This is a genomic window from Kineosporia babensis (assembly GCF_021129305.1).
In the GTDB taxonomy this organism is placed as follows: Bacteria; Actinomycetota; Actinomycetes; order Actinomycetales; family Kineosporiaceae; genus Kineosporia; species Kineosporia babensis.
In genome coordinates, this window is sequence record NZ_JAJOMB010000005.1 from 140431 (window position 1) to 164147 (window position 23717).

Genomic DNA, 23717 nt, shown 5'->3' on the forward strand with positions numbered 1-23717 from the left:
ACCTTGACGAACTCCTGGCCGCACCTCATCACCACCCTGATCTCCGGGCAGGACCTGTCCCGGCAGGACACCGAGTGGGCGATGGAGCAGGTGATGACCGACCGCTCCAACCCGGTCCAGCTGGCCGCCTTCCTGGTCGCCCTGCGCGCCAAGGGTGAGACGGTGCAGGAGCTGGCCGGGCTGGTCGAGGTGATGCTGCGGCACGCGGTCCGGATCGAGATCCCCGGGCCGGCGGTGGACATCGTCGGTACCGGCGGTGACATGCACAAGACGGTGAACATCTCGACCATGTCGTCCCTGGTGGCGGCGGGCGCCGGCGTGCGGGTGATCAAGCACGGCAACCGCGCCGCGTCCTCCTCCTCCGGGGCGGCCGACGTGCTGGAGGCGCTCGGGCTGCGCCTCGACCTGCCCACCGAGCGGGTGATCGAGGTGGCCGCCGAGGTGGGCATCACCTTCCTGTTCGCGATGAAGTTCCACCCCGCGCTGCGGTTCGCCGGTCCCACCCGGGCGGAGCTGAAGGTGCCCACGGCGTTCAACTTCCTGGGCCCGCTGACCAACCCGGCCCAGCCCGGGATCTCGGCGATCGGCTGCGCGAACCTGCGGATGGCCCCGATCATGGCCGGGGTGCTGGCCGAGCGTGGCGATGCGGCGCTGGTCTTCCGGGGCGAGGACGGCCTGGACGAACTGTCCACCACCGGTCCCTCCCGGGTCTGGCAGGTGCGTGACGGTGCAGTGAGCGAGCAGATGTTCGACCCGGCCGACCTCGGTCTGTCCCGCGCCACGCTGGAAGACCTGCGGGGCGGCGACCCACAGCACAACGCCGGGGTGGTGCGCTCGCTGCTGGCCGGGGAGCCCGGTCCGGTGCGCGATGCCGTGCTGCTCAACGCTGGGGCGGCCCTGGCGGCCGGCGGTGCGGGTGAGGGCGACCTGGTCAAGCAGATCAGCGAGGGCGTGCAGAAGGCGGCCCAGTCGATCGACAGCGGCGCGGCCGCCGGGGTGCTGGAACGCTGGGTAGCAGCCACCAACGCCTGAAATTTGAGGACGTTCGTCCCCGGCATCCGCTCGAGCCGTCGCCTTTCGCGGCAGTCCCGGTGCAGAACGCAGAAGGTCCGGTCCGTATTCTCGGACCGGACCTTCGCGCTTGGTGGATCAGGCCTTCCAGTTCTCGAACGACTCGTTCCAGACCGTGTAGCCGTTGCCGTGCTCGAGCTTGCGGTCGCTGTTCTTGTAGACCACCACGTCGCCGACCTTCGACTGGTTGAACAGCCACTTGGCCGCCTCGGTGGTCATCCCGGTGCAGCCGTGGCTGACGTTCGCGGCGCCCTGCTGCCCGGCCGACCAGGGAGCGGCGTGGATGAACTCACCGCTGTAGGTCAGGCGCATCGCGTACTTCGCCTCGATGTCGTAGTAGTCGGCGTCGCCCTTCTCGATCCCGATCGTCGAAGAGCGCATCCGGTGCGAGGTCTCCCGGCTCATGATCACCTTGATCCCGTTGCGGGTGGCCATCGAGGCCTTGCCGGTGGTGACCGGGATGGTGCGCAGGACCTTGCCGTTCTTGCGGACCGTCATCTTGTGCGCGGCCACGTCGACGGTGCTGATCATCTCGTCGCCGATGGTGAAGTCGGACTCGGCCTTCTGCTTCTTGCCGTACACGCCCTTGGCCACCTCGACCCCGGCCAGGTTCGCCGTGACCTTCACGTCGGTGCCGGGCTTCCAGTACTCGGCCGGGCGCCACCACACCTGGGTGCCGCTCATCCACTGCCAGGCGCCCTCGACCTCGTCCTCGCCGGTGTCGACCTTCAGCGCCTCGACCACGTCGTCCCGGTGGCTCTCGCCGATCGCCTGAGACATCTCCACCACCACCGGCATGCCCACGCCGACGGTCCAGCCGTCACCGGGTACCACGTAGGCCGAGACCGTGCCCTCCGGGGTCAGGGTGGAGAACGACGAGCGCTCCTCGGTCTCCACGCCGTCGGCGTTGGCCGCCTTGACCTGGACCGTGTAGCCCATCGCGGCCTTCAGAGCGGTCTTGCTGGTCCACTCCGTACCGTCTTCACTTATCTTGCCCTTGAGCTTCGTACCGGTGGCCGTGGAGACGTTCACCTCGGAGATCGTGCCGTCCGCCACCGCGACCTTGATCTTCTTGGCGAGCTTGACCTTCTTGTCGCCGTCGCCGGGGGTGACGGTGACCGAGGCCGGAGCGGCCGCCGGCGTCGTCTGCGCGGTGCCCTCGGACCCGCCCGAGCCACCCGGAGCAGCCTCGTCGGACCCCCCGGACTGGCATCCGGCCAGGGCAATCAGCACGGCTGTGGCGGCCGCGACCATCCCGGCTGCGCGCGGGCCTCTGCGGCCGACGACACGACTCATCACTTCTACCCACCTGATTCAGACAAGTTCCGACTTCGCCGTTGACGCAACGACACCCCTAAGACGCGTCGTAGGCGGGCATCGGTTGCAATGTTTCGCTTAAGAGAGTCTATCGGCAGCTCATGAGAACCACCTGAAACATCATGTTTTCCTCAAGCATCACTGCCCATATATGCGCCTTCTACGCCATCTCCGGGCAAACGAAGAACGCCCACGGTCACCGACCGTGGGCGTTCTGGGTGGATCAGTGATCAGTGGGCGTGCTCGCCCCGGTAGAACTCGAAGACCCAGCCGACGATCGCGACGCACAGGAAGATCGCGCCGATCCCGACCAGCCAGAAGCCGACCGCCATGCCCGCGAACACCACCGCGGCGCAGGCGGAGACGGCCAGCGGCCACCACGAGTGCGGCGCGAACTCGCCGAGCTCGCCGGCCCCTTCGGCGATCTCGCCGTAGGGGTTGTCCTCAGGACGGGCGTCGATGTGCCGGGCCGTGTAGGCCAGGTACGCGCCGATCATGATCGACAGGCCACCGGTGAGGAACAGGCAGGAGGTGCCGACCGGCTCGTCCCAGCCCGTGACCGCGCCGTAGACGACGCCGAAGAGCAGGAACAGCGGCGTACCGCCGATGAAGATCCAGCTTTCTACCTTCACTTCTGCACCCCCTGGTTACCGGAGCCGTTGCCGGGCTCGTCCTTGGCGTTCAGGCCCGGACCCCGCTCGTGGACATCGCCCTCGCCGTAGATCTCCTGCAGCAGACCCTTGCCACCGGGGGTGGGGTGGTCGGCCGCGGCGATCTCCGGGTGGTGCAGGTCGAGCGCGGGACGCTCGGACCGGATCCGCGGCAGCGAGTTGAAGTTGTGCCGCGGCGGCGGGCTCGAGGTGGCCCATTCCAGCGTGTTGGCGAAGCCCCAGGGGTCGTCGGCCAGCGGCTTCTGCTCGCTCTTGGCGGTGATGTAGATGTTCCACAGGAACGGCACCACCGACAGTGCCAGCACCACGGAGAAGACCGTGGAGATCTGGTTCTCCAGCGTGAAGCCGTCTTCCGGCAGGTAGTCCGCGTACCGGCGGGGCATGCCCTCGACACCCAGCCAGTGCTGGATCAGGAAGGTGCCGTGGAAGCCGATGAAGGTCAGCCAGAAGTGGAAGTGGCCGATCTTGTCGTTCAGCATCTTGCCGGTGAACTTGGGCCACCAGTAGTAGAAGCCGGCGTACATCGCGAACACCACGGTGCCGAACACCACGTAGTGGAAGTGAGCCACCACGAAGTAGGAGTCGGACAGCTGGAAGTCCAGCGGCGGCGAGCTCAGGATGATGCCGGTCAGACCACCGAAGAGGAAGGTCACCAGGAAGCCGATGGCCCAGACCATCGGGGCCTCGAAGGTGATCGAGCCGCCCCACATGGTGCCGACCCAGTTGAAGAACTTCACCCCGGTGGGCACCGCGATCAGCATGGTCATGAACGCGAAGAACGGCAGGGCCACCTGGCCGGTGACGTACATGTGGTGCGCCCACACGGACACCGAAAGGGCGGCGATCGCGATCGTGGCGAAGACCAGGGTCTTGTAACCGAAGATCGGCTTGCGGCTGAAGACCGGCAGGATCTCGCTGATGATGCCGAAGAACGGCAGGGCGATGATGTAGACCTCGGGGTGGCCGAAGAACCAGAACAGGTGCTGCCACAGCAGCGCGCCGCCGTTCTCCGGGTCGAAGATCGTTGCCCCGAAACGCCGGTCGGCGCCCAGCGCCAGCAGCGCGGCGGCCAGCGGCGGGAAGGCCATGATCACCAGGATCGAGGTGATCAGGATGTTCCAGCTGAACAGGCCCATCCGGAACATGGTCATGCCCGGGGCACGCATGCAGACGATCGTGGTGATGAAGTTGACCGCACCGAGGATGGTGCCCAGACCACTCATCGCCAGGCCGAAGACCCAGAGATCACCACCCAGGCCGGGTGAGTACACCGAGTTCGACAGCGGCGCGTAGGCGAACCAGCCGAACGAGGCCGCGCCCTGCGGGGTGAGGAAACCGGCCACCGCGATCAGGCTGCCGAACAGGTAGAGCCAGTACGACAGCATGTTCAGCCGCGGGAACGCCACGTCCGGCGCGCCGATCTGCAGCGGCATGATCGCGTTGGCGAAGCCGGCGAACAGCGGAGTCGCGAACATCAGCAGCATCACCGTGCCGTGCATGGTGAAGAGCTGGTTGTACTGCTCCTTGCTGCTGGCGATCTGCATGCCCGGGGTGAACAGCTCCAGGCGGATCAGCACCGCCATCAGGCCACCGAGCAGGAAGAACAGGAACGAGGTGACCAGGTAGAGGTTACCGATCACCTTGTGGTCGGTACTGGTCAGCCACTTGACCGCGTTCAGCCCCTTCTTGGGCGGAACCGGGCGGGCGACGTAGCCCGCCTGCGGGGCTTCGAGGGTCGCTGTCATCACTTGACCTCTGCCGTCGTCGATTCGGCCGACGTCTTCAGCGCGTCGCTGTTGCCCGCCTCTTCGGCCTCGGAGTCGGACGGCGCCATCTTGCTGCGGCTCAGGTCGTCGCCGAGCTGACCGGTCTGGCCGCGGGCCTCGAGATCGGCCATGTGCTGGTCGAACTCGGCCTGGCTGACCACCTTGACGTTGAAGAGCATCTCGGAGTGGTACTCACCGCACAGCTCCGCGCACTTGCCCTTGAAGTCGCCCTCGGCGGTCGGGATCACCTGGAACTTGTTCTCGATGCCCGGGATCATGTCCATCTTCATCAGGAAGGCGGGCACCCAGAACGAGTGGATGACGTCACGGGCGGTCAGGTCGAACTGGACCCGCTGGTTGACCGGCAGGTACAGCGTGGGCAGCGCGGCCTCCGCGCCCTCCTGGCCGTCGAGCTGGCCCATCACACCGGACTCGTAGACGTCCGCGTCCTTGTAGTTGAAGTCCCAGGACCACTGCTTGCCGACGACGCCGATCGTGACGTCGGGCGTCTGGCTGGTGTCCAGGATCTCCCGCTGGTCGCGGGCGGTGTACCCGAAGAGGACCCCGATCATCATCACCGGGATCACGGTGTACATCACCTCCAGCGGGAGGTGGTAGCGGATCTGGGCCGGCACACCGGTCTCGCCCTTACGGCGCCGGTACGCGATCATGCACCAGATCACCAGGCCCCAGACGATCGCACCGACGATCAGTGCGGCGATCCAGGAACCACGCCACAGATCGCTGATCCGCTCGGTGTGGTTGGTGGCGCCCACGCTGTCGGCGGGGAACCACCCTCGCTGCACCGCATCGGTGCAGCCGGACAAAGTCAGTAGAGCAGCGCCGGCCAAACCCACGGCAACTGCACGGGCGCGCCGACGCGCCTTGCTGAACCCCTCGTGCGAACGCAACGGCGGCCTTCCCACGGTCTCGTCCCGGTGCCCGGTCATCGCCTGTGACCCCGAGTGCTTTTGCTGAATCTTCATGCTCCCGATTTCTCGTTCGCGAGCAGAGTAGCGGGTGCCTGTGACAGCGCCCGCGATGGGTCAGGGTTGGTATCGGCGTGGCGCGCCAGAGACGAGAGACACTGCGGGGATGACTTACGGCCCCCCTGCTCAGACCGGTCATCCTCATCCGTCCGGCGTACGGGCAGAGCGGGCTTATCTGGACGCATCGACGGTCGCGCCGCTTCACCCGTCCGGGCGGGAGGCCTGGCTTACAGCTGTATCGGAGGGCTGGGCAGACCCCCGGCGGCTGCATCGCGAAGGGCGCTCGGCCCGGCTTCTGCTGGAAGGCGCGCGGGAGTCGATCGCCGCCGATCTGGGGGCGCGCACCGAGGAACTGGTGTTCACCGGATCGCATACCGCGGCGGTGCACGCGGCGGTCCTGGGCACGTTGCGGGCCCGGCACCGCGTCGGGAACACAGTGGTGATGTCGGCGGTGGAGCACTCAGCAGTGCTGCACGGCACCCGGTTTGCGGGTGAAACATCCCTCATAGACGTGGATCGACTCGGGCGTGTCGATGTTTCGGCCTTCGCTAACGCCGTCTCCGAACCGGGGGTCGCGCTGGCCTGCCTACAGGCGGCGAATGGTGAGGTAGGTACGGTGCAGCCGGTGGGGACGGTGTCCGAGGCGACCCGGAAGTCCGGCGTCCCCTTACTGGTAGACGCCGCAGCCGCTGCAGGCCACACGTCCATTGATCCGCACTGGGACCTGCTGACTGCCGATCCCCGATCCTGGGGTGCACCCGACGGCCTGGGGGTACTGGCGATCCGGGCCGGTACCCGCTGGCTTTCGCCCTACCCCGACGACGACGGTACGGAGCAGGTTCCCGGCTCGGTCGCGATCCCGGCTGCCTTGGCCGCGGCGGTGGTGCTGAAAACGGTCACCGCGCAGCGCGAACAACTTGGCCACAGGCGTCGTGAACTCACCCACCAGATCCGCACCGCAGCGTCCGCAATTGCCGACACCGAGGTCGTGGGCGACCCGGACGACCGACTCCCGCACCTGGTCACGTTTTCGTGTCTTTATGTCGACGGGGAAGCCGTCGTGGACGACCTGGACCGTCAGGGGTTCGCGGTCGGCTCTGGATCGGCCTGCACCGCATCCACTTTGGAGCCGAGTCATGTGCTGGCGGCGATGGGGGTACTCACCCACGGCAACATCCGGGTCGGACTGCCGGTAGACGTCCGGCCTGAGGACGTGGAGCGGTTCTGCGCCGCCCTGCCGGGCGCGGTTGCGCGGGTAAGGACGATGCTGGGCGCCGACGATCTGTAGGTTCTCCAACAATGGACGAGCTTGGTCACCCAATCGTGGACGCGCGGGGACTGCGTTGCCCCCTGCCGATCATCCGCCTGGCCGCCGCCGCCCGCCTGGCCGTGCCGGGAAGCACGATCACCGTGCTCAGCACCGACCCGGCGGCGGAACCGGATATCGCCGCCTGGTGCCGGATGCGCGGCGCGGAGGTGGTGAGTCAGGAGTGGAGCGCCGACGAGAACGGTGGCTTCCTGCGCAGCGAGGTGAAGGTCAGCGCGGCGGCTGGCTGAAGATCGACGGGCGCGGCAGCTGTAGCGCCTCCTCGAGCCGGGCCTGGTACTCGGACCGGCCGAGCTCCACGACCCCGAGGCTGGCCAGATGGTCGGTGCGCCACTGGACGTCGAGCAGTCTGCGCTCGTCGCCGTCTTCCATCAGCATCCCGACCAGTCCGACCAGCGCGGCCTTGGAGGCGTCGGTCTCCCGGTGGAACATCGACTCCCCTGCGAACAGGCCGCCGATACCCACGCCGTAAAGCCCGCCCACGAGCCGTCCGTCGCGCCAGCACTCCACCGAGTGCGCCCACCCCAGGTCGTGCAGGCGACGGTAGGCCTCGGCGATCCGCGGGGTGATCCAGCGGCCGGGCCGGCGCACGTCCGCGCAACCGGCCACGACCTCCTCGAACGCCGTGTCGACCCGGATCTCGAAGGTCTTCAGGGTCTTGCGCAACGACCGGCTGACCTTGAGCCCGCCCAGCGGCAGGACCCCGCGCGGGTCGGGCGACCACCAGCCCAGCGGGCCCCGACCGTGCCGGCCGAGGCCCATCGGGAACACCGCCGAGCGGTAACCGGCCAGCAGGGTGCCGGGTTCCAGGTCGGCGCCGACCCCGATCAGGTCCTCGCCCGGCACCGCCACCGACAGGTCGAAGGCGTACCGGCTGGCCACCGGCTCGACGGGCTGCTCGGTCATCTCTGCCGGCCTCCCGAAGAACCGTTCCTCACGTCGTTGCCGGCCTTCGAGCTGCTGCCGGTGCTCCTGCTCGCGCACAACCCTCCGGCAGTTACGGGCGGAAGGTGACGAGGTGGGGTTCCAGGTCCGCCGCCGCGGCCGCACCGTAGACCGCGGTGAAGCGCTCCAGGAAGCTCGCCCGGGACAGGTTGTACTCCTGCGGGCCCACCGTCTCCAGCACCAGGGTGGCCAGCGTGGCCCCGACCTGGGCACTGCGCTCGGGGCCGAGCTCCCAGGCGGTACCGGCCAGGAAACCGGCCCGGAAGGCGTCGCCGATCCCGGTCGGGTCGGCCAGCCGGGTGGCCTCGACGATCGGCACGTGGATCGTCTCGGCGCCCTTGGCCTCGATGAACACGCCCTTCTCGCCGTGCGTGGTGACCCGCATCCCGACCCGCTCGAGGATCTCCCCGGCGCTCCAGCCGGTCTTGGACTCGATCAGCCCGGCCTCGTAGTCGTTGCTGAACAGGTAGGTGGCGCCGTCGATGTACTGCCGGATCAGCGGGCCGTCGGCCCAGGCCAGCTGCTGCGAGGGGTCGGCCGCGAACGGGATGCCGCGGCTGCGGCACTCCTCGGTGTGCCGCAGCATCGCCTCCGGGTCGTTCGGGCTGATCACCACCAGCTCGATCGGGGCCTCGGCGCCGAGCGGGCCGAGCTCGATCTGGCTGGCCTCGGACATCGCCCCCGGGTAGAAGGAGGCGATCTGCGCCTGCTCGGAGTCGGTGGTGCAGATGAACCGGGCGGTGTGCTGGGTCTGCGAGATCCGCACCCCGGAGCAGTCCACGTTGTGGCGCTCCAGCCAGGAGCGGTACTCGGCGAAGTCCTCCCCCGCCGAGCCGACCAGCAACGGGCGCAGGCCCAGGTTGCCCAGGCCGAAGGAGATGTTGCAGCCGACGCCCCCGCGCCGGATCTGCAGGTCCCCGACGAGGAAGGAGAGGGAAACCTTCTCCAGCTGCTCCGCGAGCAGGCTGTCGGCGAAACGGCCGTCGAAGGTCATCAGATGGTCGGTCGCAATGGACCCGGTAACCGCGATACGCACGACTGTGGAGCCTACCGGTGCAGGTGCCCCGGAACGGGTGACCAACGGCCCGTGAGTGCCACAAAACGAAACAGTCCGCACCCGAGGGGTGCGGACTGCCGTGATCGGGCGAATCAGTGGAAGCTGTCACCACAGGCGCAACTGCCGCCGGCGTTCGGGTTGTCGATCGTGAAGCCCTGCTTCTCGATGGTGTCGGCGAAGTCGATGGTGGCGCCCTCGAGGTACGGGGAGCTCATCCGGTCGACGACCACGCCGACCCCGTCGAAGTCGCGCACCAGGTCGCCGTCGAGCGAGCGCTCGTCGAAGTAGAGCTGGTACACCAGGCCGGAGCAGCCGCCCGGCTGCACCGCGATCCGCAGCCGCAGGTCGTCGCGGCCCTCCTGCTCCAGCAGGCTCTTCACCTTGCCGGCGGCGACGTCGGTGAGCAGCACGCCGTGGGCCGGCTTCGCCTCGGTCTCGGTGGCGCTCTGCTCGGTCTCGTTGACGGTCATGCGTAGATCTCCTGCTCGTTGAACGGTCAGGTCGGCCGGTTCACTCGTGCACCCGGTCCCCGGTCGGGGCGGGCACCACATCTGCACATCGCATCAGCGGTGTTCCGCTCCGGGTAATTCCCGGTTACCCCGGAAATCCTGGCCCGGTCCGGACGCCGTTTTCCAGCGTACGTCACCTCCGGGGTGACCAGGTGCGGGCCACCCGCTCGGCCCGGTCGGCCAGGCGCCCGGCCGGATCGGCCAGCGAGGCCTGGATCTCGGCCGGGGTCCGGGCCACCGGGTAGGCCGACTCCACGCCGACCGAGAGCAGTTCACGCCGCCCGACCTGCACCTGCCCGGCGACCACGACGGTGGGTACGGCGCTGTCCAGGGCGTGCTTGGCCACGGCGGTGACCACCTTGCCGCGCAGCGACTGCCAGTCCAGCAGGCCCTCGCCGGTAACCACCACGTCGGCCCCGGCCAGCCGTTCGGCCAGCCCCACGGCCTCGGTGACCAGCGCGGCCCCGGGTTCGCGGGTGGCGCCGAGCAGGAACAGGCCGAAGCCGAGACCGCCTCCGGCACCCGACCCGGCCAGCGCCACCAGCTTCTGCGGCTGGGCCGTGGCATCCACCGCGGCCCGGGCGAAGTCGGCGAGCGCCAGGTCCAGCTCCTGGGCCAGTTCCGGGCTCGCACCCTTCTCCTTGGCGTGCAGCGCGCTGACCCCCTTGAAGCCGAGCAGCACCACGTCGGAGTCGGTGGCGGCGACGAACTCGATCCCGGCCAGGCGCTCACGCAGGAGGTTCAGGCCGGGCAGGTCCTCGGCAGTGAGGCCCTTCAGCGCAGCCCCGCCCCGGCTGAGCCGTTCGGGTAGCTCCAGGCCGAGCGCCGCGGCCAGACCTGCGAGCAGCCCGGCTCCGGCGTCGTTGCTGGCCACTCCCCCGATGCCGACCACGATGCGGGTGGCTCCGGTCTGCACGGCGGCGCCGATCAGGGTGCCCAGCCCGAAGCTGGTGGCGGTGCCCGGGTCGCGCTCGGCGACCGGCACCTGGTCCAGCCCGCAGGCCTGCGCCGACTCGACATATGCGGTGGTCTGCCCGGTTTCGTCCGACGTGACGAAGATAACGCAGAGTGCCGGACGACCCACCGCTGGAGTGACCTCGACCGGGACCAGCCGGCCCGGCAGCGCCGCCGCGAGCGCGTCGACAAAACCCTGCCCGCCGTCCGAGAGCGGGCAAAGGTCCAGGTCATCGGCGGGTGCATGACGTCTCCAGCCCGCCGCCAGGGCCTCGGCCGCGGCCGGCGCGGTGAGTGAACCGGAGAAGCTGTCTGGGGCGATTACCACACGCACGCGAAAATCATGTCATGGGATGATGTCTGGATGACTACGAGGACCGAAGGATCGGTCGAGTCCCTCCCCGAGAGCCGGCTTCCGGGCCCGTCCTCGTTCGCCGAACCGGCTTCTGCCCCGGCCGCTCTGCTCCTGCTCGGCCGCGCTCAGGACCTGGGCAGCGAGCGCGGCGTCGAGTGCCCGGGCGACCTGCCCGCGGCCTCCGACCCGGACCTGGTGGCCCGCGCCCACGCCGCCCGCCAGGCCCTGGGCTCCAACGCGTTCGTACTCGGGCACCACTACCAGCGCGACGAGGTGATCGAGTTCGCCGACGTCACCGGCGACTCGTTCAAGCTCGCCCGTGACGCCGCCAATCGCCCGGACGCGGAGTTCATCGTCTTCTGCGGTGTGCACTTCATGGCCGAGAGCGCCGACATCCTCACCGCCGCCCACCAGCAGGTCGTGCTGCCGGACCTGGCCGCGGGCTGCTCGATGGCCGACATGGCCGCGATCGGGCAGGTCGAGGAGGCCTGGGACACCCTGGTCGAGGCCGGGGTGGCCGAGGACGTCGTGCCGATCACCTACATGAACTCCTCGGCCGCGATCAAGGCCTTCACCGGCCGGCACGGCGGCACGGTGTGCACCTCCTCCAACGCCGAGGTCGCGCTGAACTGGGCATTCGCGCAGCGGCCGCAGGCCAAGGTGTTCTTCCTGCCCGACCAGCACCTGGGCCGCAACACCGCGGTGCGCGACCTGGGGTTCAGCCCGGACGACTGCGTGGTCTACAACCCGCACAAGCCGATGGGCGGGCTCACCGTCGAGCAGCTGAAGAACGCCCGGATGATTCTCTGGCGCGGGCACTGCTCGGTGCACGGCCGCTTCACCGCCGAGAACGTGGCCACCGTGCGCCGCCGGGTGCCGGACGTGAACGTGCTGGTCCACCCCGAGTGCACGCACGAGGTGGTGTCCCAGGCCGATCAGGTCGGCTCCACCGAGTACATCATCCGCACCATTCAGGCCGCCCCGGCCGGCAGCGCCTGGGCGATCGGCACCGAGCTGAACCTGGTGCGCCGGCTGGCCAAGGCCCACCCGGACCTGAAGATCAGCTACCTGGACCGCACCGTCTGCTACTGCTCCACGATGAACCGGATCGACCTGCCGCACCTGGTCTGGACCCTGGAGTCGCTGGCCGCCGGGCGCCCGGTCAACCGGATCGTGGTCGACCCGGACGTGGCGCACTGGGCCCGCGTCGCGCTGGACCAGATGCTGGCCCTGCCGGGCCTGTGACCTGCCGCTGAGCTGCAGAAGTCGTTCTGAGCGCCGGGTGATCCGGGCCGAAGGTGACTCGGCCCGGATCGCCCACCACAACGTCCCTAGTTCTGATCTGAACCCAGGGCCGCCAGCAACAGAGCCTCCGCCAGGCAGACCCGCTCGAACTCGCCCAGGTGCAGCGACTCGTTCGCCCCGTGCGCCCGCGAGTCCGGGTCCTCCACGCCGGTCAGCAGCACGGTGGCCTCGGGGTACACCTCCAGCAGGTCGGCGATGAACGGGATCGAGCCGCCGATCCCGATACCCACCGGCGGCGTACCCCAGGCCTGCTCCATCGCCCAGCGCGCCACGTCGTAGACCGGACCGCTGACATCGGCCTGGAACGCGTGCCCGGCCTCGCCCGCACGCACCTGGACCTGGGCCCCGAACGGGGTGTTCGCCCGGACGTGCTCCTCGATCGCCGCGAACGCCGCCGCCGGGTCCTGGCCGGGCGCGATCCGCACCGAGAACTTGACCGTGACCTCGGGGATCAGGGTGTTGGAGGCCTGCGCCACCGAGGGCGCGTCGATCCCGATGATGCTCAGCGTCGGGCGGGTCCAGATCCGCGAGGTGAGCGAACCGGTCCCGATCAGCTCCACCCCTTCGAGCAGGCCCGAGTCGCTGCGGAAGTCGGCCTCCGGGTACTCCAGCGGATCGCTCTCCCCCGTCTTCAGGCCCGCCACCGCCAGCGTGCCGTCCTCGGTCCAGAACGAGTTGAGCAGCCGGGTGGTGGCCAGCATCGCGTCCGGCACCGGCCCGCCGTACAGGCCCGAGTGCACCGCGTGCTTCAGCGTGCGCACCGTGATCGTGCCGTCGACCAGACCGCGCAGCGTGGTGGTCAGGCCGGGCACCCCGATCTTCCAGTTCGCCGAGTCGGCCACCACGATCACGTCGGCGGCCAGCCGCTCGCGGTACTCCATCAGGAAGGGGGTGAAGGTCGGGGAGCCGATCTCCTCCTCGCCCTCGATGAACAGCACCAGCCCGACGCCGAGTTCGTCGCCCAGCACCCGCAGCGCCGCGACGTGGGCCATGATTCCGGCCTTGTCGTCGGCCGCGCCGCGGGCGTACAGCCGGCCGTTGCGCTCGGTCGGCTCGAAAGCCGGGCTCTCCCAGTCCTGCTCAGGACCGGGCGGCTGCACGTCGTGGTGGGCGTACAGCATGACGGTGGGGGCGCCCGCGGGAGCGGGGCGACGGCCGACGACGGCCGGGCGGCCACCTTCGGCCCGCAGGATCTCGACATCTTCGATCCCGGCTCCGCGCAGCAACTCGGCGACCGCGTCGGCGCTGTGCTCCAGCGTGGACTGGTCGAAGGCGTCGGCGGAGACGCTCGGGATCCGGACGAGTCGTTCCAGGTCCGCCCGCACCTGGGGCATCAGTTCGGCCAGGCGCGTGCGGAGAACTTCGGTATCAGGGGTGTACGGCTTGTTGCTCATGCCCCTGAAACTATCCAGCAGCGACGGTGTGGCGCGTAACACCGTCGCTGCTTCGTACGTCCGGCCGAATGACCGGATCCCGCTTAGCCGGGCTGTTCGGCCAGGTCCCGCTCGCGGATGTCCGCGCCCGGCCGGCAGAGCCGGTCGAGCATGGCCACCACGTCCTCGGTGAAGGCCGCGGCCGCCAGCGAGTCGGGCTGGTTGGTGACCTCCCGGGCCCCGGCCGCGATGACCGAGCCGATGACCAGCAGATGAGCCTGGTTCAGCGGACGGCCCTCGGCCGTGCGCAGGCTGGCCCCGCTGCGCTGCGCCCAGCCGGTGAAGCCGTCGCGCAGCACCTGGTCGAACCCGGGCGGGCCGTCCCCGGTGAGGAACAACCGGGCCAGATCCCGCTCGGCCCAGGCACCCTGGAGGAACGCCCGGGAACCCGCGGCCGTCAGGGCCACCGGATCCCACTCGCCCTCGGCCATGGCCGCCCGGACCGCACCGTCGGCGCGGGCGTCCTGCCTGGTCTGGAAACCGTCGTAGAGCGCGGTGTACAGATCGGCCTTACCACCGAAGTGGTGGTACATGCTGCCCACGCTGGACCCGGCCCGCGACACCACCTCGGCAACGCTCGCGTCGCTGTACCCCACGTCGGCGAACACCTGCCGGGCCGCGTGGAGCAGCGCAGAGCGGGTGTCCTGGGCACGCCGCTGGATGACCGGCATCTCGACCCCCCAATGCTGTTGTTGCTCGGATACGGACAGTGCACGACACAGTGAATTCCAACGAGCCGGATCACCGAATGGTTCGATTCCGGAGGCTGTCCCATGGATCACGTCGAGACGTGCTGGCCCGTTGTGCAACGCCGTGCCGGTTGACGCGTGATGCCCGCGGGAGAACAGGCACCGGTGCCGGCGCGGTCCCTCCACGCGCCTTGGCCGATGCCACCCCGTTCGACCGGTCCTGGTCGCTCGCGACCCGGACGGTCTCCCCGCGGACGGCACCGTGCATCCCACGCCAGGTCCTGGTTCAGGACCGGGTGGTGCTCCCAGCTGCCTACCCGCCCGGCGGGCTGCGGAAGCACGATGACCGCAGGACAACGCTCCCACGTCGGAGGCATCCTTGTCCGCTTCTTCGCACAGCCGGTTCGGCTCCGATTCCGCCTGGCTGCATGATCGGGTGCACGGGCTACTGCACGGTCGGCCGCTCGGCCGGGGGTCCGGCCGCGATCGGTATCGGGCGGTGACCTGCGGATGAGCCCAGCACCGGCCGGGGGCGGTTACCCTGATGGCGTGTTCGGACGTAGCAAGGCCGCAGCGACTGCCGCCCCCGAGGAGCCCCAGGCGCCGCAGCCGGTCAAGGCAGGGGGCAAGGGCCGCCCCACACCCACCCGGCGCGAGTCGGAAATGCGGAACAAGCGCCCGCTGATCGGTGCCCCGCCGGCGCCCAAGGGAGCCACCCGGGCCGAGCGCAAGGCCGCCCGTCAGGCCCGCAACGCCGTCGCCCGCGAGGAGCGGATGAAGGCGCGCCAGGCGATGGCATCGGGCGACGAGCGCTACCTGCCGGCCCGGGACAAGGGCCCGGCCCGCCGCTTCGTGCGCGACTACATCGACGCCCGCCGCAACCTCGGCGAGTACTTCCTGCCGGTGGCGTTGTTCTCGCTGCTGTTCGGCGTGGTGAACATCCCCGCCCTGCGGCTGTTCTCGCTGGTCCTGCTGTACGGCTTCGTGCTGGTCATCGCGGTTGACTCGTACCTGCTGCGCAAGCGCGTGCAGCGCCTGGTGGACGCCAAGTTCGAGGGCCGCAACGTGCCGGGCACGGCCGGGGCCGGCACCTACGGCATGATGCGCGCGCTGCAGTTCCGCCGCGGCCGGATGCCCAAGGTGATGGTCGAGCGGGGCAACTACCCCTCCTGAGGCCGTTCTGTCGGTGGCGCCCCGTAGGGTCACCGGCATGGAGTATCGGTATCTGGGCCGCAGCGGCCTGAAAATCAGTGAGCTGACGTACGGCAACTGGATCACCCACGGGCTCCAGGTGGAGAACGACGTGGCCACCCAGTGCGTGCGGGCGGCGCTCGACGTAGGCATCACCTCGTTCGACACGGCCGACGGGTACGCGAACGGGGCGGCCGAGTCGGTCCTCGGCGAGGCGCTGGCCGGTGAGCGCCGCGAGAGCCTGGAGATCTTCACCAAGGTCTACTGGGCCACCGGGCCCAAGGGCGCGAACGACGCCGGGCTCTCCCGCAAGCACATCACCGAGTCGATCAACGCGTCGCTGCGCCGGCTGCGGACCGACTACGTGGACGTGTACCAGGCGCACCGCTTCGACGTGGAGACGCCGCTGGAAGAGACCATGCTGGCGTTCGCCGACGTGGTGCGCTCGGGCAAGGCGCTGTACATCGGGGTCAGCGAGTGGACGGCCGACCAGCTGCGGGCCGGCCGGGTGCTGGCCGACGACCTGGGCATCCACCTGATCTCGAACCAGCCGGAGTACTCCATGCTCTGGCGGGTGATCGAGCCCGAGGTGGTGCCGGCCAGCCAGGACCTGGGCGTCTCGCAGATCGTCTTCTCGCCGCTCGCGCAGGGCGTGCTCACCGGCAAGTACCAGCCGGGCCAGGCGCCGCCGGAGGGCTCGCGGGCCACCGACACCAAGGGCGGCGCCGACTTCATCTCCCGCTGGATGAAGGACGACGTGCTGACCCGGGTGCAGGGGCTGAAGGCGGTGGCCGACGAGACCGGTCTGACCATGGCCCAGCTCGGGGTGGCCTGGGTGCTGCAGAACCCGAACGTCGCCTCGGCCATCATCGGCGCCTCCCGGCCCGAGCAGGTCAAGGAGAACGTCGCCGCGGTCGGTGTGAAGCTCGAGCCCGAGCTGCTGGCCCGGATCGACGAGGTGCTGGGCGACGCGGTGAACAACGACCCCACCTGGACCAGCCGCCGGGCGCCCAAGGGCCGTCCGCCGGTGCAGCCCCGAGTCTGACTCCTGGCTGAGGTGGCTGAGGGCTTGCGCCCCCGGGCCGGTTTCAGGCCAGCGGGCGCAGGCTCATCGGGCCGTAGACCTTCTCGCCGGAGTTGAGCAGGCTGACCTGTTCAACTCCGGCGGCGAGCAGGTCGTGCCAGCTCTCGCCGACCCAGCTCTCCGCATCGGCCTGATTGGGGAAACCGGTGCGGGGTAGCTCAGATCCGTTCAGGGTCGAGCCGTCCGCTGCCTCGTACCGCCAGGTCCAGGAGTTCACCCCTCCTACGGTAATTGAAACGGCCCTGCGGGCCAGCTGTTCTACGGTCACTTTTCCTGACCCGTTACGCCTTGATTCGACCTTGGAGGCCGAGCGATGCGGCTTACGCTCACCGGTATCGGCCCGGCGGAGGGTTTTCCTGCCAAGGTGTGCGCCTGCGCCGCCTGCTCCCGGGCTCGGCGCGCCGGCGAGATTCGCGAACCCGCGCGGCTGGAGTCCTCCGACGGGTGGGCGATCGGGGTCGATGGAGCAATATCGGGGAACGCGTCGGGCGGGGGTACGTCTTCGCGGAACCTGTCCGATGGTGCTGGGTTCGCCGGGGTCGACTTTGCTGAGGTCGGCGCGGGTGTAGTGGTAGTCCAGACACCGGTAATGGGGACGGTGGTCTGGGCTCCCCAGGTAGGCGAACCCGATGATGTGGTGGTCGAGGCGCTGAACCGGCAGTTGGGCGGTCAGGCTCCGCGGGCGATCTACCTGGGGCCGGTGCCCAACGCTGCGGCGGACGACGGGGAGATGCCTTCGGTGGGGTGCGCCCGCACTCTGGCCCGGCTGCGCGCTGCCGGGGTGATCGGGCCGGGCACCCGCTGCGTTCTGCTCGGTTTCGGGCATCGCGAGACCCATCCGGCGCGACTGGCTGCTTGTCTTCCGGTCTGGGGCGCTGAACTCGGTGCGCTCGGGCAGACGCTGGATCTGGAGTCCGACGGCGCTGCGGCTTCGTCAGCCGCTGCGGTGGCCAGAGTCGGGGCGACGGCCGGGCGGGTGCTGGTGCTGGGTGGTTCGGGCTCGGGCAAGTCGGCTTTCGCGGAGCAGATGCTCTCGGCCGCGCCCGAGGTGGTGTATCTGGCCACCGGCCCCAAACCGACTGCTGCCGAAGATGTCTCGTCCTTGCCGGGCCCGGACGACGAGCAGTCGCCCACCGAGCACCCAGAAGACGACGAGTGGAACGCCCGGGTGCGCAAGCATCAGGACCGGCGCCCGGCGTGGTGGAGCACACTCGAGACGATCGACGTGGTCCAGCCCCTGGCCGAGGACGGGCGGGCGATTCTGCTGGACTCGGTGGGCACCTGGCTGAGTGGCGTGCTGGACCGTTGCGGCGCCTGGGACGACCGGCCGGGCTGGCGGGAGCAGTTGGACGCAGATGTTGAGGAGCTGCTGCAGGCCTGGACCGGGCGCTCGGCCCCGCTGGTCGCGGTCTCGGACGAGGTGGGTTGGTCGATCGTGCCGGCCACCGAGTCCGGGCGGTTGTTCCGGGATCAGCTCGGCCGGCTCAACGCGAAACTGGCCGACGCCAGCGAGGACGTCTTCGTCGTGGTCGCCGGACGGCTCCTGCGCACCGACCCCTGAGCTGGTTTTTTGTGGGCCGCGGGGGCAGATCGATCCGGGGGCGGTGGCCCCGTTCGGCAGGGTTCAGGTCGGGCCGTCATGATGGGCGCCGTGCAGGAGGATGAACTCACCCGGATCGCTGCCCTCATCACCACGCCGGACGGTTCCTCGGGTGGCTTGCGGGCCCGCCCCCGGAACAGCGTGCCCAGCCCCGGCGGGGACCGGCTGGACGAGGTGGCCCGGTGGTGGGCCGAGGTGGTGGGTAAGCAGCTCCCCCAGCGGGTCGAGCATTTCTGGCTGCCTCACACCGGGGTGGCCGGGCCGGTGCGTTCCGAGGTGGTGCTGCACCGCTTCACCGCGCCGCAGTCTGCGCCGGACGCGCTGGACTGGGGTATCGCCACCGCCGACGACGCGGTGGACGACGGCACCGACCTGATCCTGTTCAGCGTGCCGATGCCCGAGGACGATGTGACCTGGCAGGTCGCGGCGGCGCAGGTGCTCGGGCTGGACGCGGTAGAGGCGGCGGGCTGGCCGGTGCCGGGGCAGACCGATCACGAGTGGATCGCCCGGGTGGCGCGGATCCGTGACGGGATCAAGGTCGTCCGGGGTAACCGGAAGGACCCGTTCAAGCTGCTGCACCTGCTGGAGAACCGGGAACTGCTGGCAGGGACGGGATTGCTGCTCCAGGCGGCGGCCCGGCGTACCCCGGCGGTTCTTGATGGCCCGGTGGCGGTTACGTGCGGGCTCCTGGCGGCTCGGCTGGCTCCGGCGTCGCGGAGTTGGTGGATGGCAGCGGATTCCGGGCGGGCGGTGCTGACTCGCCGGATGCTGGAAGAGCTGCGGCTGACGGCGCTGACCGACCTGGGGCTGGACGAGGGCGACGGCACCGCGGCTCGTTTCACCTTGCAACTGCTGGAGACAGCGGTGCTGCGGGCGCAGGAGCGTGGCGAAGCAGCCGGAGCTGAGAACGAAGACGCCCCGGCCGAGGAATCTGCGGGCGCGGACGACGAGGGCTCCGGGGATGGCGGGCCGGCCGGTGGGCTGAGCGATGCGGCTGGTCTCGGTGCCGCCGGGCTTGGCGCGGCCGGGCTTGGCGCGGCCGGGCTTGGCGCGGCCGGGCTTGGCGCGGCCGGGCTTGGCGCGGCCGGGCTCGAGGCAAGTGGGGCGGAAGCAGCGGCCGTCGATGCTGCGGTGGCGGGGATGCCCGGCTCGGACTTTGCGGCGCCGCTCCTAGATGGCCTCACCACTGGCGCGGACGAGAGCGGCTCTACCCCGGCCGATCCGGCCGACAGGCAAGAGGACAGCCCTAACGCCGAGCCGGACTCCGACAGTAACGAGCAACGCTGATGTCCTCGTCCCAGGGCGAAGGGGTCCTGGGTTCTTCCGCGTCCTCTGGTTCCAATGCCCTACGGCTCGCCTTCGGAACCCTCACCGCGTTCCCGGTACCTGCCCCCACGAGCATCGCACCACCAGTGCCAGGGCGGGCTATGGTGCTCGCGCCGCTGGCCGGGCTCGTCCCCGGATTGGGCGGCTGGCTGGTCGCGTTCGTCGCCCTACGGCTGGGATTCAGCTTCCTGGTTGTCGCGGTGCTCGTCGTCGCGGTGTTCGCCCTGTCCACACGAGCGCTGCACCTAGACGGTTTGGCCGACACGGCCGATGGATTCACGGCCAGTTACGACCGCAGCAAAGCTCTGGACGTCATGCGCCGCGGCGACAGCGGACCGGCCGGGGCCGTCATGCTCGTGGTGGTCTTGCTGCTTCAGGTCACGACTTTGAGCCAGGTACTGGCCATCGCTCAGCAGGGAAGCAACTTGGGCTGGCGCGGTGACCTCGCCGCGTCCTTTGTCGTCGTCACCGTGGCCGTGGTCGCTCGGGTGGCCATCCCCGTGCTCTGTCGTTCCGGCGTCCCTTCGGCCCGCCCGAAGGGGCTCGGGGCGATGGTGGCGGGTTCGGTCTCCTGGACGCTGCTCATCGGGTGCGTGGCGATAACGCTTCTGGTCACGGCTTTCACCGGGCTTGCAGCTGGCCTCTCCTGGTGGGCGGGGCCAGTCGCCGTGGCCACCACGGTGCTGACCGCCCAGATTCTTGCCCGCCGCGCCACCAATCGACTGGGCGGGATAACCGGCGACATCATCGGCGCGGGAGTAGAACTCGGCACCGCGGCCGCATTACTCGCGTTGGTCGCGGTTTCCTGAACCAGAGGACGTCGGTGACCGGCGAATCCTGAGTCTCGCCGACGTCCTCTGGTTTAGATCTGACGGGTCGCTGCCTCGACGAGAGGGGGATGGACAACCCGACAGGGCAACGCTCGTCCTCTGATCGAGACCGCGACTTCCGCGCCCTCTGGCACCGACGGGTCCAGCAAGGCCAGCGCGATGCCCTGTTTGAGGGTCGGCGAGAACGTGCCGGAGGTAGTGCGGCCGATGACGTTCTGCTCGGTGTCCAGCACGTCCATCTCGGCGCGGGGCACCCCCCGGCCCAGCGCGACCAGAGCGCGGGCGATCCGGCGCGGACCTGCGGTTTTCTCGGCGACCAACGCATCGCGACCCCAGAAGGTGGGCTTCTTCCAGCCCACCGCCCAGCCGAGCCGGGCCTGTACCGGGCTGATCTCCTCGGTCAGTTCGTGGCCGTGCAGCGAGTAACCCATCTCGGTACGAAGTGTGTCCCGCGCGCCGAGACCACAGGGCAGGCCGTCCCATTCCTGCGCGGCCTCAATCAGCCGGTCCCAGAGCGCGGGAGTAACTTCCCAGGCGGGGAGCAGCTCGTACCCCCGCTCGCCGGTGTATCCGGTACGGCAGACGATCAGCGGGAGGCCTTGCCACACTACGTCCACAAAACTCATGTACTCGTATCCGGCGGGCAGACCCACGGCGGCGAGCGTCTCGTCCGCTTTCGGCCCCTGCACCGCAATCACGCCGTACCCGTCGTGCCGATCGCTGATCTCCAGACCGGGCGGGGCAGCCACGGTCAGCCTGCGCGCCACCTCGGCACAGTTGGCCGCGTTGGGCACCAGCAGGATGTCGTCGTCCGCCCTCAGGTAGGCGATTAGATCGTCCACCACACCGCCGGTCTTCTCGTCGCAGCACAGTGTGTACTGCGCCTGACCAGGGCCGATCCGGTTCAGGTCGTTGGTCAGGCAGCTGTTCACGAAGTCCCGGGCACCCGGGCCCCGCACCTCGATCTTGCCCAGGTGGCTGACGTCGAACACGCCGACCCGCTCGCGCACCGCCTGATGCTCCCTGAGCACGCCACTCGCCGCGTACTCGATCGGCATCTCCCAGCCACCGAAATCGGCGAGCTTGGCGCCCAGAGCCCGGTGCCGTTCGTACAGCGGGGTACGTCGCAGGTGCGTGCCCATGCCGTCGAACGTCTCGGGCATCCGTTCTTCCCTTCTCGGGCGACCGCACGAACCGTATCGATGAGGATTGTGGACGCTTCCCGGCTGCCAGTCACGTAGTTGTGCGGCAGGGGGCGACGTGGCGTTGGGGGGACACGTTCTGCGAGCCGGTCAGGGGCGGGCCTAGGATTCGTCGGTCAGCCCGTTGACGTCAAAGGACTCCCCTTGCCCTCGCTCAGTGTCACAGCCAAGGATGCTGTAAGTCAGTCTGCCGATGCTCTGGTCATCGGCATCGGTACCAACAACTCCGGCGCGGTCGTCGCCGGAGCACAGGCGCTGCCCACGCCTGTCCGCACGTCGCTGACCCAGGCGCTCAAGGCGGTGGGAGCCACCGGAGCCAAGGAAACGCTGCACCGGATTCCTTCCGTCGCCGGGGTGTCCGCCAAGTCGGTGGTCCTGGTCGGCCTCGGCCCGGTGCGCGAAGTGGGTCTGGAGACCCTGCGGCGCGCCGCCGGCGCCGCCACCCGCGAGCTCGCCGGTCTCGGCAAGGTCGTGTTCGGACTGCCGGTCAGCACCGGTGAAGAGGTCACCGCGGTGGCCGAAGGCGCGCTGTTCGGCGCCTACACGTACAACCGTTACCGCAGCAACGGCGGCGGCAAGAACCCGGTGGGCGCGATCGTCGTGGCCGGCCCGGCTGCCGCGAACACCGCCGCGCGGGCCGGTATCCGCCGCGCCAAGGTGCTGGCCGACGCGGTGCACGGCACCCGCGACCTGATCAACACCGCGCCGATCGACCTGTACCCGGCCCAGTTCGCCGAGGACGCCCAGCAGCTGGTCAAGGACCTGCCCGTAGCGGTCACCGTGCTGGACGAGAAGAAGCTGCTCAAGGGCGGTTACGGCGGCCTGATCGCGGTCGGCCAGGGCTCCTCGCGGCCGCCGCGGCTGGTCCGGCTGGACTACAAGCCGGCCGGGGCCACCACCCACGTCGCGCTGGTCGGCAAGGGCATCACGTTCGACTCCGGCGGCCTGTCGATCAAGCCCGCCGCGAACATGGACGACATGAAGAGCGACATGTCGGGCGCCGCGGCCGTGCTGCACGCGGTGGCGGCGATCGCCGAGCTCGGGCTGCCGATCCAGGTCAGCGGCTGGCTGGCGCTGGCCGAGAACATGCCCTCGGGTACCGCGCAGCGGCCCTCCGACGTGATCACGATCCGCGGCGGGCGCACCGTCGAGGTGCTGAACACCGACGCCGAGGGTCGGCTGGTGCTGGCCGACGCGATCGTGGCGGCCGGTGAGACGAAGCCGGACGTGATCGTCGACATCGCCACCCTGACCGGGGCCCAGCTGGTGGCGCTCGGCTCGCGGACCTCGGCGATCATGGCGAACGACGACGATCTGCGGGGCCTGGTGCACAACGTTGCCGAGCAGGCCGGTGAGGCGTTCTGGCCGATGCCGCTGCCGGCCGAGCTGCGCCCGAGCATGGACTCGCGGGTGGCCGACATCGCCAACATCGGTGAGCGCTTCGGCGGGATGCTGGTGGCCGGGCTGTTCCTGAAGGAGTTCGTGCCCTCGACGGACGAGGGCGCTCAGGTCTCGTGGGCGCACCTGGACATCGCAGGCCCCTCCTACAACACCGGTTCCGCGTACGGCTACACGCCGGCCGGAGGCACCGGGCACGGGGTGCGCACCATGGTGGCGCTCTGCGAGTCGCTGGCCGAGTCTCCGCTGCACTGACCTGCTGACACATGGGTGAGGCCCGGCCGTTCGTCACGGCCGGGCCTCACCCATTTCTAGCTCTACGTGGGCCAGGGCGGCAGTTCGGTGTCTTCCACCGGCTGCGGTTCGCCCCGCTTCTCCCGGGCGTCCCAGTCCCGCTTGCGCTGGGGGTAGCCCACCAGCTGGATGTCGTAGACCGGGATCATCAGCCGCTCCGAGAGTTCGCGCAGCACCCCGGGGTGCGGCACGCGGCGCCGGGTCCACTCCCCCGTCGAGGCCACCAGCAGCACCGTGGGCGGGTTCATCGTCGTGGCGGGCTCGACGAACGCCTCGACTCCCCGCCTGGTCCGGACGAACTCCTCCAGGTGCTCGCGCACCCGGTTGACCTCGGCCCGCTGCTCTGCACGCCCCTCGGGCGGCGTGGACTTACGTCGCGAGAACCAGCCCATCCGCCACCTCCC

Annotated in this window: 23 protein-coding genes; 10 read left to right on the top strand and 13 right to left on the bottom strand. The window is 69.6% G+C overall.

The annotated features are described in order from the left end of the window. Positions 1-3 precede the first annotated feature (3 nt). A complete protein-coding gene (trpD, locus tag LR394_RS11620) occupies positions 4-1032 on the top strand; it encodes an anthranilate phosphoribosyltransferase (RefSeq protein ID WP_231440857.1) in 1029 nt (342 codons plus the stop codon). 117 nt (positions 1033-1149) lie between these two features. Here trpD and LR394_RS11625 read toward each other — a convergent pair whose 3' ends face one another. The 4 genes from LR394_RS11625 to ctaC all read right to left on the bottom strand — a co-directional run bounded on the left by LR394_RS11625 (position 1150) and on the right by ctaC (position 5811). Then, positions 1150-2367 carry a L,D-transpeptidase gene (locus tag LR394_RS11625; RefSeq protein WP_231440858.1) on the bottom strand — a complete coding sequence of 406 codons (1218 nt, stop codon included), beginning with the start codon at positions 2365-2367 and terminating at the stop codon, positions 1150-1152. A 251-nt stretch (positions 2368-2618) separates the two neighbouring features. Continuing rightward, complete coding sequence (locus LR394_RS11630; protein ID WP_231440860.1) at positions 2619-3020, bottom strand: cytochrome c oxidase subunit 4; 402 nt, start codon at positions 3018-3020, stop codon at positions 2619-2621. Then, the gene (gene ctaD / locus LR394_RS11635; protein ID WP_231440862.1) at positions 3017-4804 is read right to left on the bottom strand and encodes an aa3-type cytochrome oxidase subunit I; all 1788 of its coding nucleotides are present in this window, start codon (positions 4802-4804) and stop codon (positions 3017-3019) included. Before ctaD ends, LR394_RS11630 begins: the two co-directional genes overlap by 4 nt. Further along, positions 4804-5811, bottom strand: coding sequence for an aa3-type cytochrome oxidase subunit II (gene ctaC, locus LR394_RS11640; protein ID WP_231440864.1), 1008 nt, complete (start codon positions 5809-5811; stop codon positions 4804-4806). Before ctaC ends, ctaD begins: the two co-directional genes overlap by 1 nt. Positions 5812-5920: 109 nt before the next feature. Here ctaC and LR394_RS11645 point away from each other — a divergent pair, with 109 nt between their 5' ends. Beyond that, positions 5921-7102 carry a cysteine desulfurase family protein gene (locus LR394_RS11645; protein WP_231440865.1) on the top strand — a complete coding sequence of 394 codons (1182 nt, stop codon included), beginning with the start codon at positions 5921-5923 and terminating at the stop codon, positions 7100-7102. Positions 7103-7113: 11 nt separating this feature from the next. Then, positions 7114-7371: a sulfurtransferase TusA family protein gene (locus LR394_RS11650; protein WP_231440867.1), complete on the top strand. Its 258-nt coding sequence runs from the start codon at positions 7114-7116 to the stop codon at positions 7369-7371. On the opposite strand, the gene aat is transcribed toward LR394_RS11650, so the two are convergent. The 4 genes from aat to LR394_RS11670 form a co-directional block, all read right to left on the bottom strand. Next, positions 7352-8047, bottom strand: a complete 696-nt coding sequence (aat, locus tag LR394_RS11655; RefSeq protein WP_231440870.1) for a leucyl/phenylalanyl-tRNA--protein transferase — start codon at positions 8045-8047, stop codon at positions 7352-7354. The two genes, LR394_RS11650 and aat, sit on opposite strands and share 20 nt — an antisense overlap. 91 nt (positions 8048-8138) lie before the next feature. Next, positions 8139-9122, bottom strand: coding sequence for a carbohydrate kinase family protein (locus tag LR394_RS11660; protein WP_231440871.1), 984 nt, complete (start codon positions 9120-9122; stop codon positions 8139-8141). A gap of 113 nt (positions 9123-9235) precedes the next feature. Further along, on the bottom strand, positions 9236-9613 hold the full coding sequence (locus LR394_RS11665) for a HesB/IscA family protein (protein WP_231440873.1): 378 nt from the start codon (positions 9611-9613) through the stop codon (positions 9236-9238). A gap of 172 nt (positions 9614-9785) precedes the next feature. Further along, complete coding sequence (locus LR394_RS11670; protein WP_231440876.1) at positions 9786-10940, bottom strand: glycerate kinase family protein; 1155 nt, start codon at positions 10938-10940, stop codon at positions 9786-9788. Between the two features lie 30 nt (positions 10941-10970). On the opposite strand from LR394_RS11670, the gene nadA reads away from it, so the two are divergent. Next, positions 10971-12206, top strand: a complete 1236-nt coding sequence (nadA, locus tag LR394_RS11675) for a quinolinate synthase NadA (protein ID WP_231440879.1) — start codon at positions 10971-10973, stop codon at positions 12204-12206. A gap of 86 nt (positions 12207-12292) precedes the next feature. Here the strand turns inward: nadA and LR394_RS11680 are convergent, their stop codons facing one another. Together LR394_RS11680 and LR394_RS11685 are read right to left on the bottom strand one after the other, a co-directional pair. Beyond that, entirely contained in the window at positions 12293-13660 is a 1368-nt protein-coding gene (locus LR394_RS11680; RefSeq protein ID WP_231440880.1) for a dipeptidase, read from the bottom strand. An 83-nt stretch (positions 13661-13743) separates the two neighbouring features. After that, the gene (locus tag LR394_RS11685; RefSeq protein WP_231440882.1) at positions 13744-14370 is read right to left on the bottom strand and encodes a TetR/AcrR family transcriptional regulator; all 627 of its coding nucleotides are present in this window, start codon (positions 14368-14370) and stop codon (positions 13744-13746) included. A 567-nt stretch (positions 14371-14937) separates the two neighbouring features. On the opposite strand from LR394_RS11685, the gene LR394_RS11690 reads away from it, so the two are divergent. Together LR394_RS11690 and LR394_RS11695 are read left to right on the top strand one after the other, a co-directional pair. Further along, positions 14938-15561 (top strand): DUF3043 domain-containing protein, encoded by a 624-nt coding sequence (locus LR394_RS11690; protein ID WP_231440884.1) that lies wholly within the window; start codon positions 14938-14940, stop codon positions 15559-15561. Between the two features lie 37 nt (positions 15562-15598). Then, positions 15599-16624 (top strand): aldo/keto reductase family protein, encoded by a 1026-nt coding sequence (locus LR394_RS11695; protein WP_231440886.1) that lies wholly within the window; start codon positions 15599-15601, stop codon positions 16622-16624. 43 nt (positions 16625-16667) lie between these two features. Here the strand turns inward: LR394_RS11695 and LR394_RS11700 are convergent, their stop codons facing one another. Continuing rightward, positions 16668-16880, bottom strand: a complete 213-nt coding sequence (locus LR394_RS11700; RefSeq protein ID WP_231440888.1) for a hypothetical protein — start codon at positions 16878-16880, stop codon at positions 16668-16670. A gap of 372 nt (positions 16881-17252) precedes the next feature. Here LR394_RS11700 and LR394_RS11705 point away from each other — a divergent pair, with 372 nt between their 5' ends. From LR394_RS11705 to LR394_RS11715, 3 genes are all read left to right on the top strand, one after another. Then, entirely contained in the window at positions 17253-18224 is a 972-nt protein-coding gene (locus LR394_RS11705) for a bifunctional adenosylcobinamide kinase/adenosylcobinamide-phosphate guanylyltransferase (RefSeq protein ID WP_231440890.1), read from the top strand. Positions 18225-18314: 90 nt separating this feature from the next. Continuing rightward, complete coding sequence (locus LR394_RS11710; RefSeq protein ID WP_231440892.1) at positions 18315-19550, top strand: nicotinate-nucleotide--dimethylbenzimidazole phosphoribosyltransferase; 1236 nt, start codon at positions 18315-18317, stop codon at positions 19548-19550. After that, the gene (locus tag LR394_RS11715) at positions 19550-20398 is read left to right on the top strand and encodes an adenosylcobinamide-GDP ribazoletransferase (RefSeq protein ID WP_231440894.1); all 849 of its coding nucleotides are present in this window, start codon (positions 19550-19552) and stop codon (positions 20396-20398) included. Before LR394_RS11710 ends, LR394_RS11715 begins: the two co-directional genes overlap by 1 nt. Positions 20399-20451: 53 nt before the next feature. Here the strand turns inward: LR394_RS11715 and gcvT are convergent, their stop codons facing one another. After that, on the bottom strand, positions 20452-21582 hold the full coding sequence (gene gcvT / locus LR394_RS11720; protein WP_231440896.1) for a glycine cleavage system aminomethyltransferase GcvT: 1131 nt from the start codon (positions 21580-21582) through the stop codon (positions 20452-20454). Between the two features lie 183 nt (positions 21583-21765). On the opposite strand from gcvT, the gene LR394_RS11725 reads away from it, so the two are divergent. Then, positions 21766-23274: a leucyl aminopeptidase gene (locus tag LR394_RS11725; RefSeq protein ID WP_231440898.1), complete on the top strand. Its 1509-nt coding sequence runs from the start codon at positions 21766-21768 to the stop codon at positions 23272-23274. Between the two features lie 62 nt (positions 23275-23336). Here LR394_RS11725 and LR394_RS11730 read toward each other — a convergent pair whose 3' ends face one another. After that, a complete protein-coding gene (locus LR394_RS11730; protein ID WP_231440900.1) occupies positions 23337-23705 on the bottom strand; it encodes an oxidoreductase in 369 nt (122 codons plus the stop codon). Positions 23706-23717 lie beyond the last annotated feature (12 nt).

Coding starts and splice junctions, on each gene's coding strand:
- LR394_RS11665 (WP_231440873.1), bottom strand. CDS start 9,613: ATGACCGTCAACGAGACCGAGCAGAGCGCCACCGAGACCGAGGCGAAG.
- LR394_RS11730 (WP_231440900.1), bottom strand. CDS start 23,705: ATGGGCTGGTTCTCGCGACGTAAGTCCACGCCGCCCGAGGGGCGTGCA.
- LR394_RS11715 (WP_231440894.1), top strand. CDS start 19,550: ATGTCCTCGTCCCAGGGCGAAGGGGTCCTGGGTTCTTCCGCGTCCTCT.
- nadA (WP_231440879.1), top strand. CDS start 10,971: ATGACTACGAGGACCGAAGGATCGGTCGAGTCCCTCCCCGAGAGCCGG.
- LR394_RS11650 (WP_231440867.1), top strand. CDS start 7,114: ATGGACGAGCTTGGTCACCCAATCGTGGACGCGCGGGGACTGCGTTGC.
- aat (WP_231440870.1), bottom strand. CDS start 8,047: ATGACCGAGCAGCCCGTCGAGCCGGTGGCCAGCCGGTACGCCTTCGAC.
- LR394_RS11645 (WP_231440865.1), top strand. CDS start 5,921: ATGACTTACGGCCCCCCTGCTCAGACCGGTCATCCTCATCCGTCCGGC.
- ctaC (WP_231440864.1), bottom strand. CDS start 5,811: ATGAAGATTCAGCAAAAGCACTCGGGGTCACAGGCGATGACCGGGCAC.
- ctaD (WP_231440862.1), bottom strand. CDS start 4,804: ATGACAGCGACCCTCGAAGCCCCGCAGGCGGGCTACGTCGCCCGCCCG.
- LR394_RS11685 (WP_231440882.1), bottom strand. CDS start 14,370: ATGCCGGTCATCCAGCGGCGTGCCCAGGACACCCGCTCTGCGCTGCTC.
- LR394_RS11680 (WP_231440880.1), bottom strand. CDS start 13,660: ATGAGCAACAAGCCGTACACCCCTGATACCGAAGTTCTCCGCACGCGC.
- LR394_RS11705 (WP_231440890.1), top strand. CDS start 17,253: ATGGGGACGGTGGTCTGGGCTCCCCAGGTAGGCGAACCCGATGATGTG.
- gcvT (WP_231440896.1), bottom strand. CDS start 21,582: ATGCCCGAGACGTTCGACGGCATGGGCACGCACCTGCGACGTACCCCG.
- LR394_RS11695 (WP_231440886.1), top strand. CDS start 15,599: ATGGAGTATCGGTATCTGGGCCGCAGCGGCCTGAAAATCAGTGAGCTG.
- LR394_RS11625 (WP_231440858.1), bottom strand. CDS start 2,367: ATGAGTCGTGTCGTCGGCCGCAGAGGCCCGCGCGCAGCCGGGATGGTC.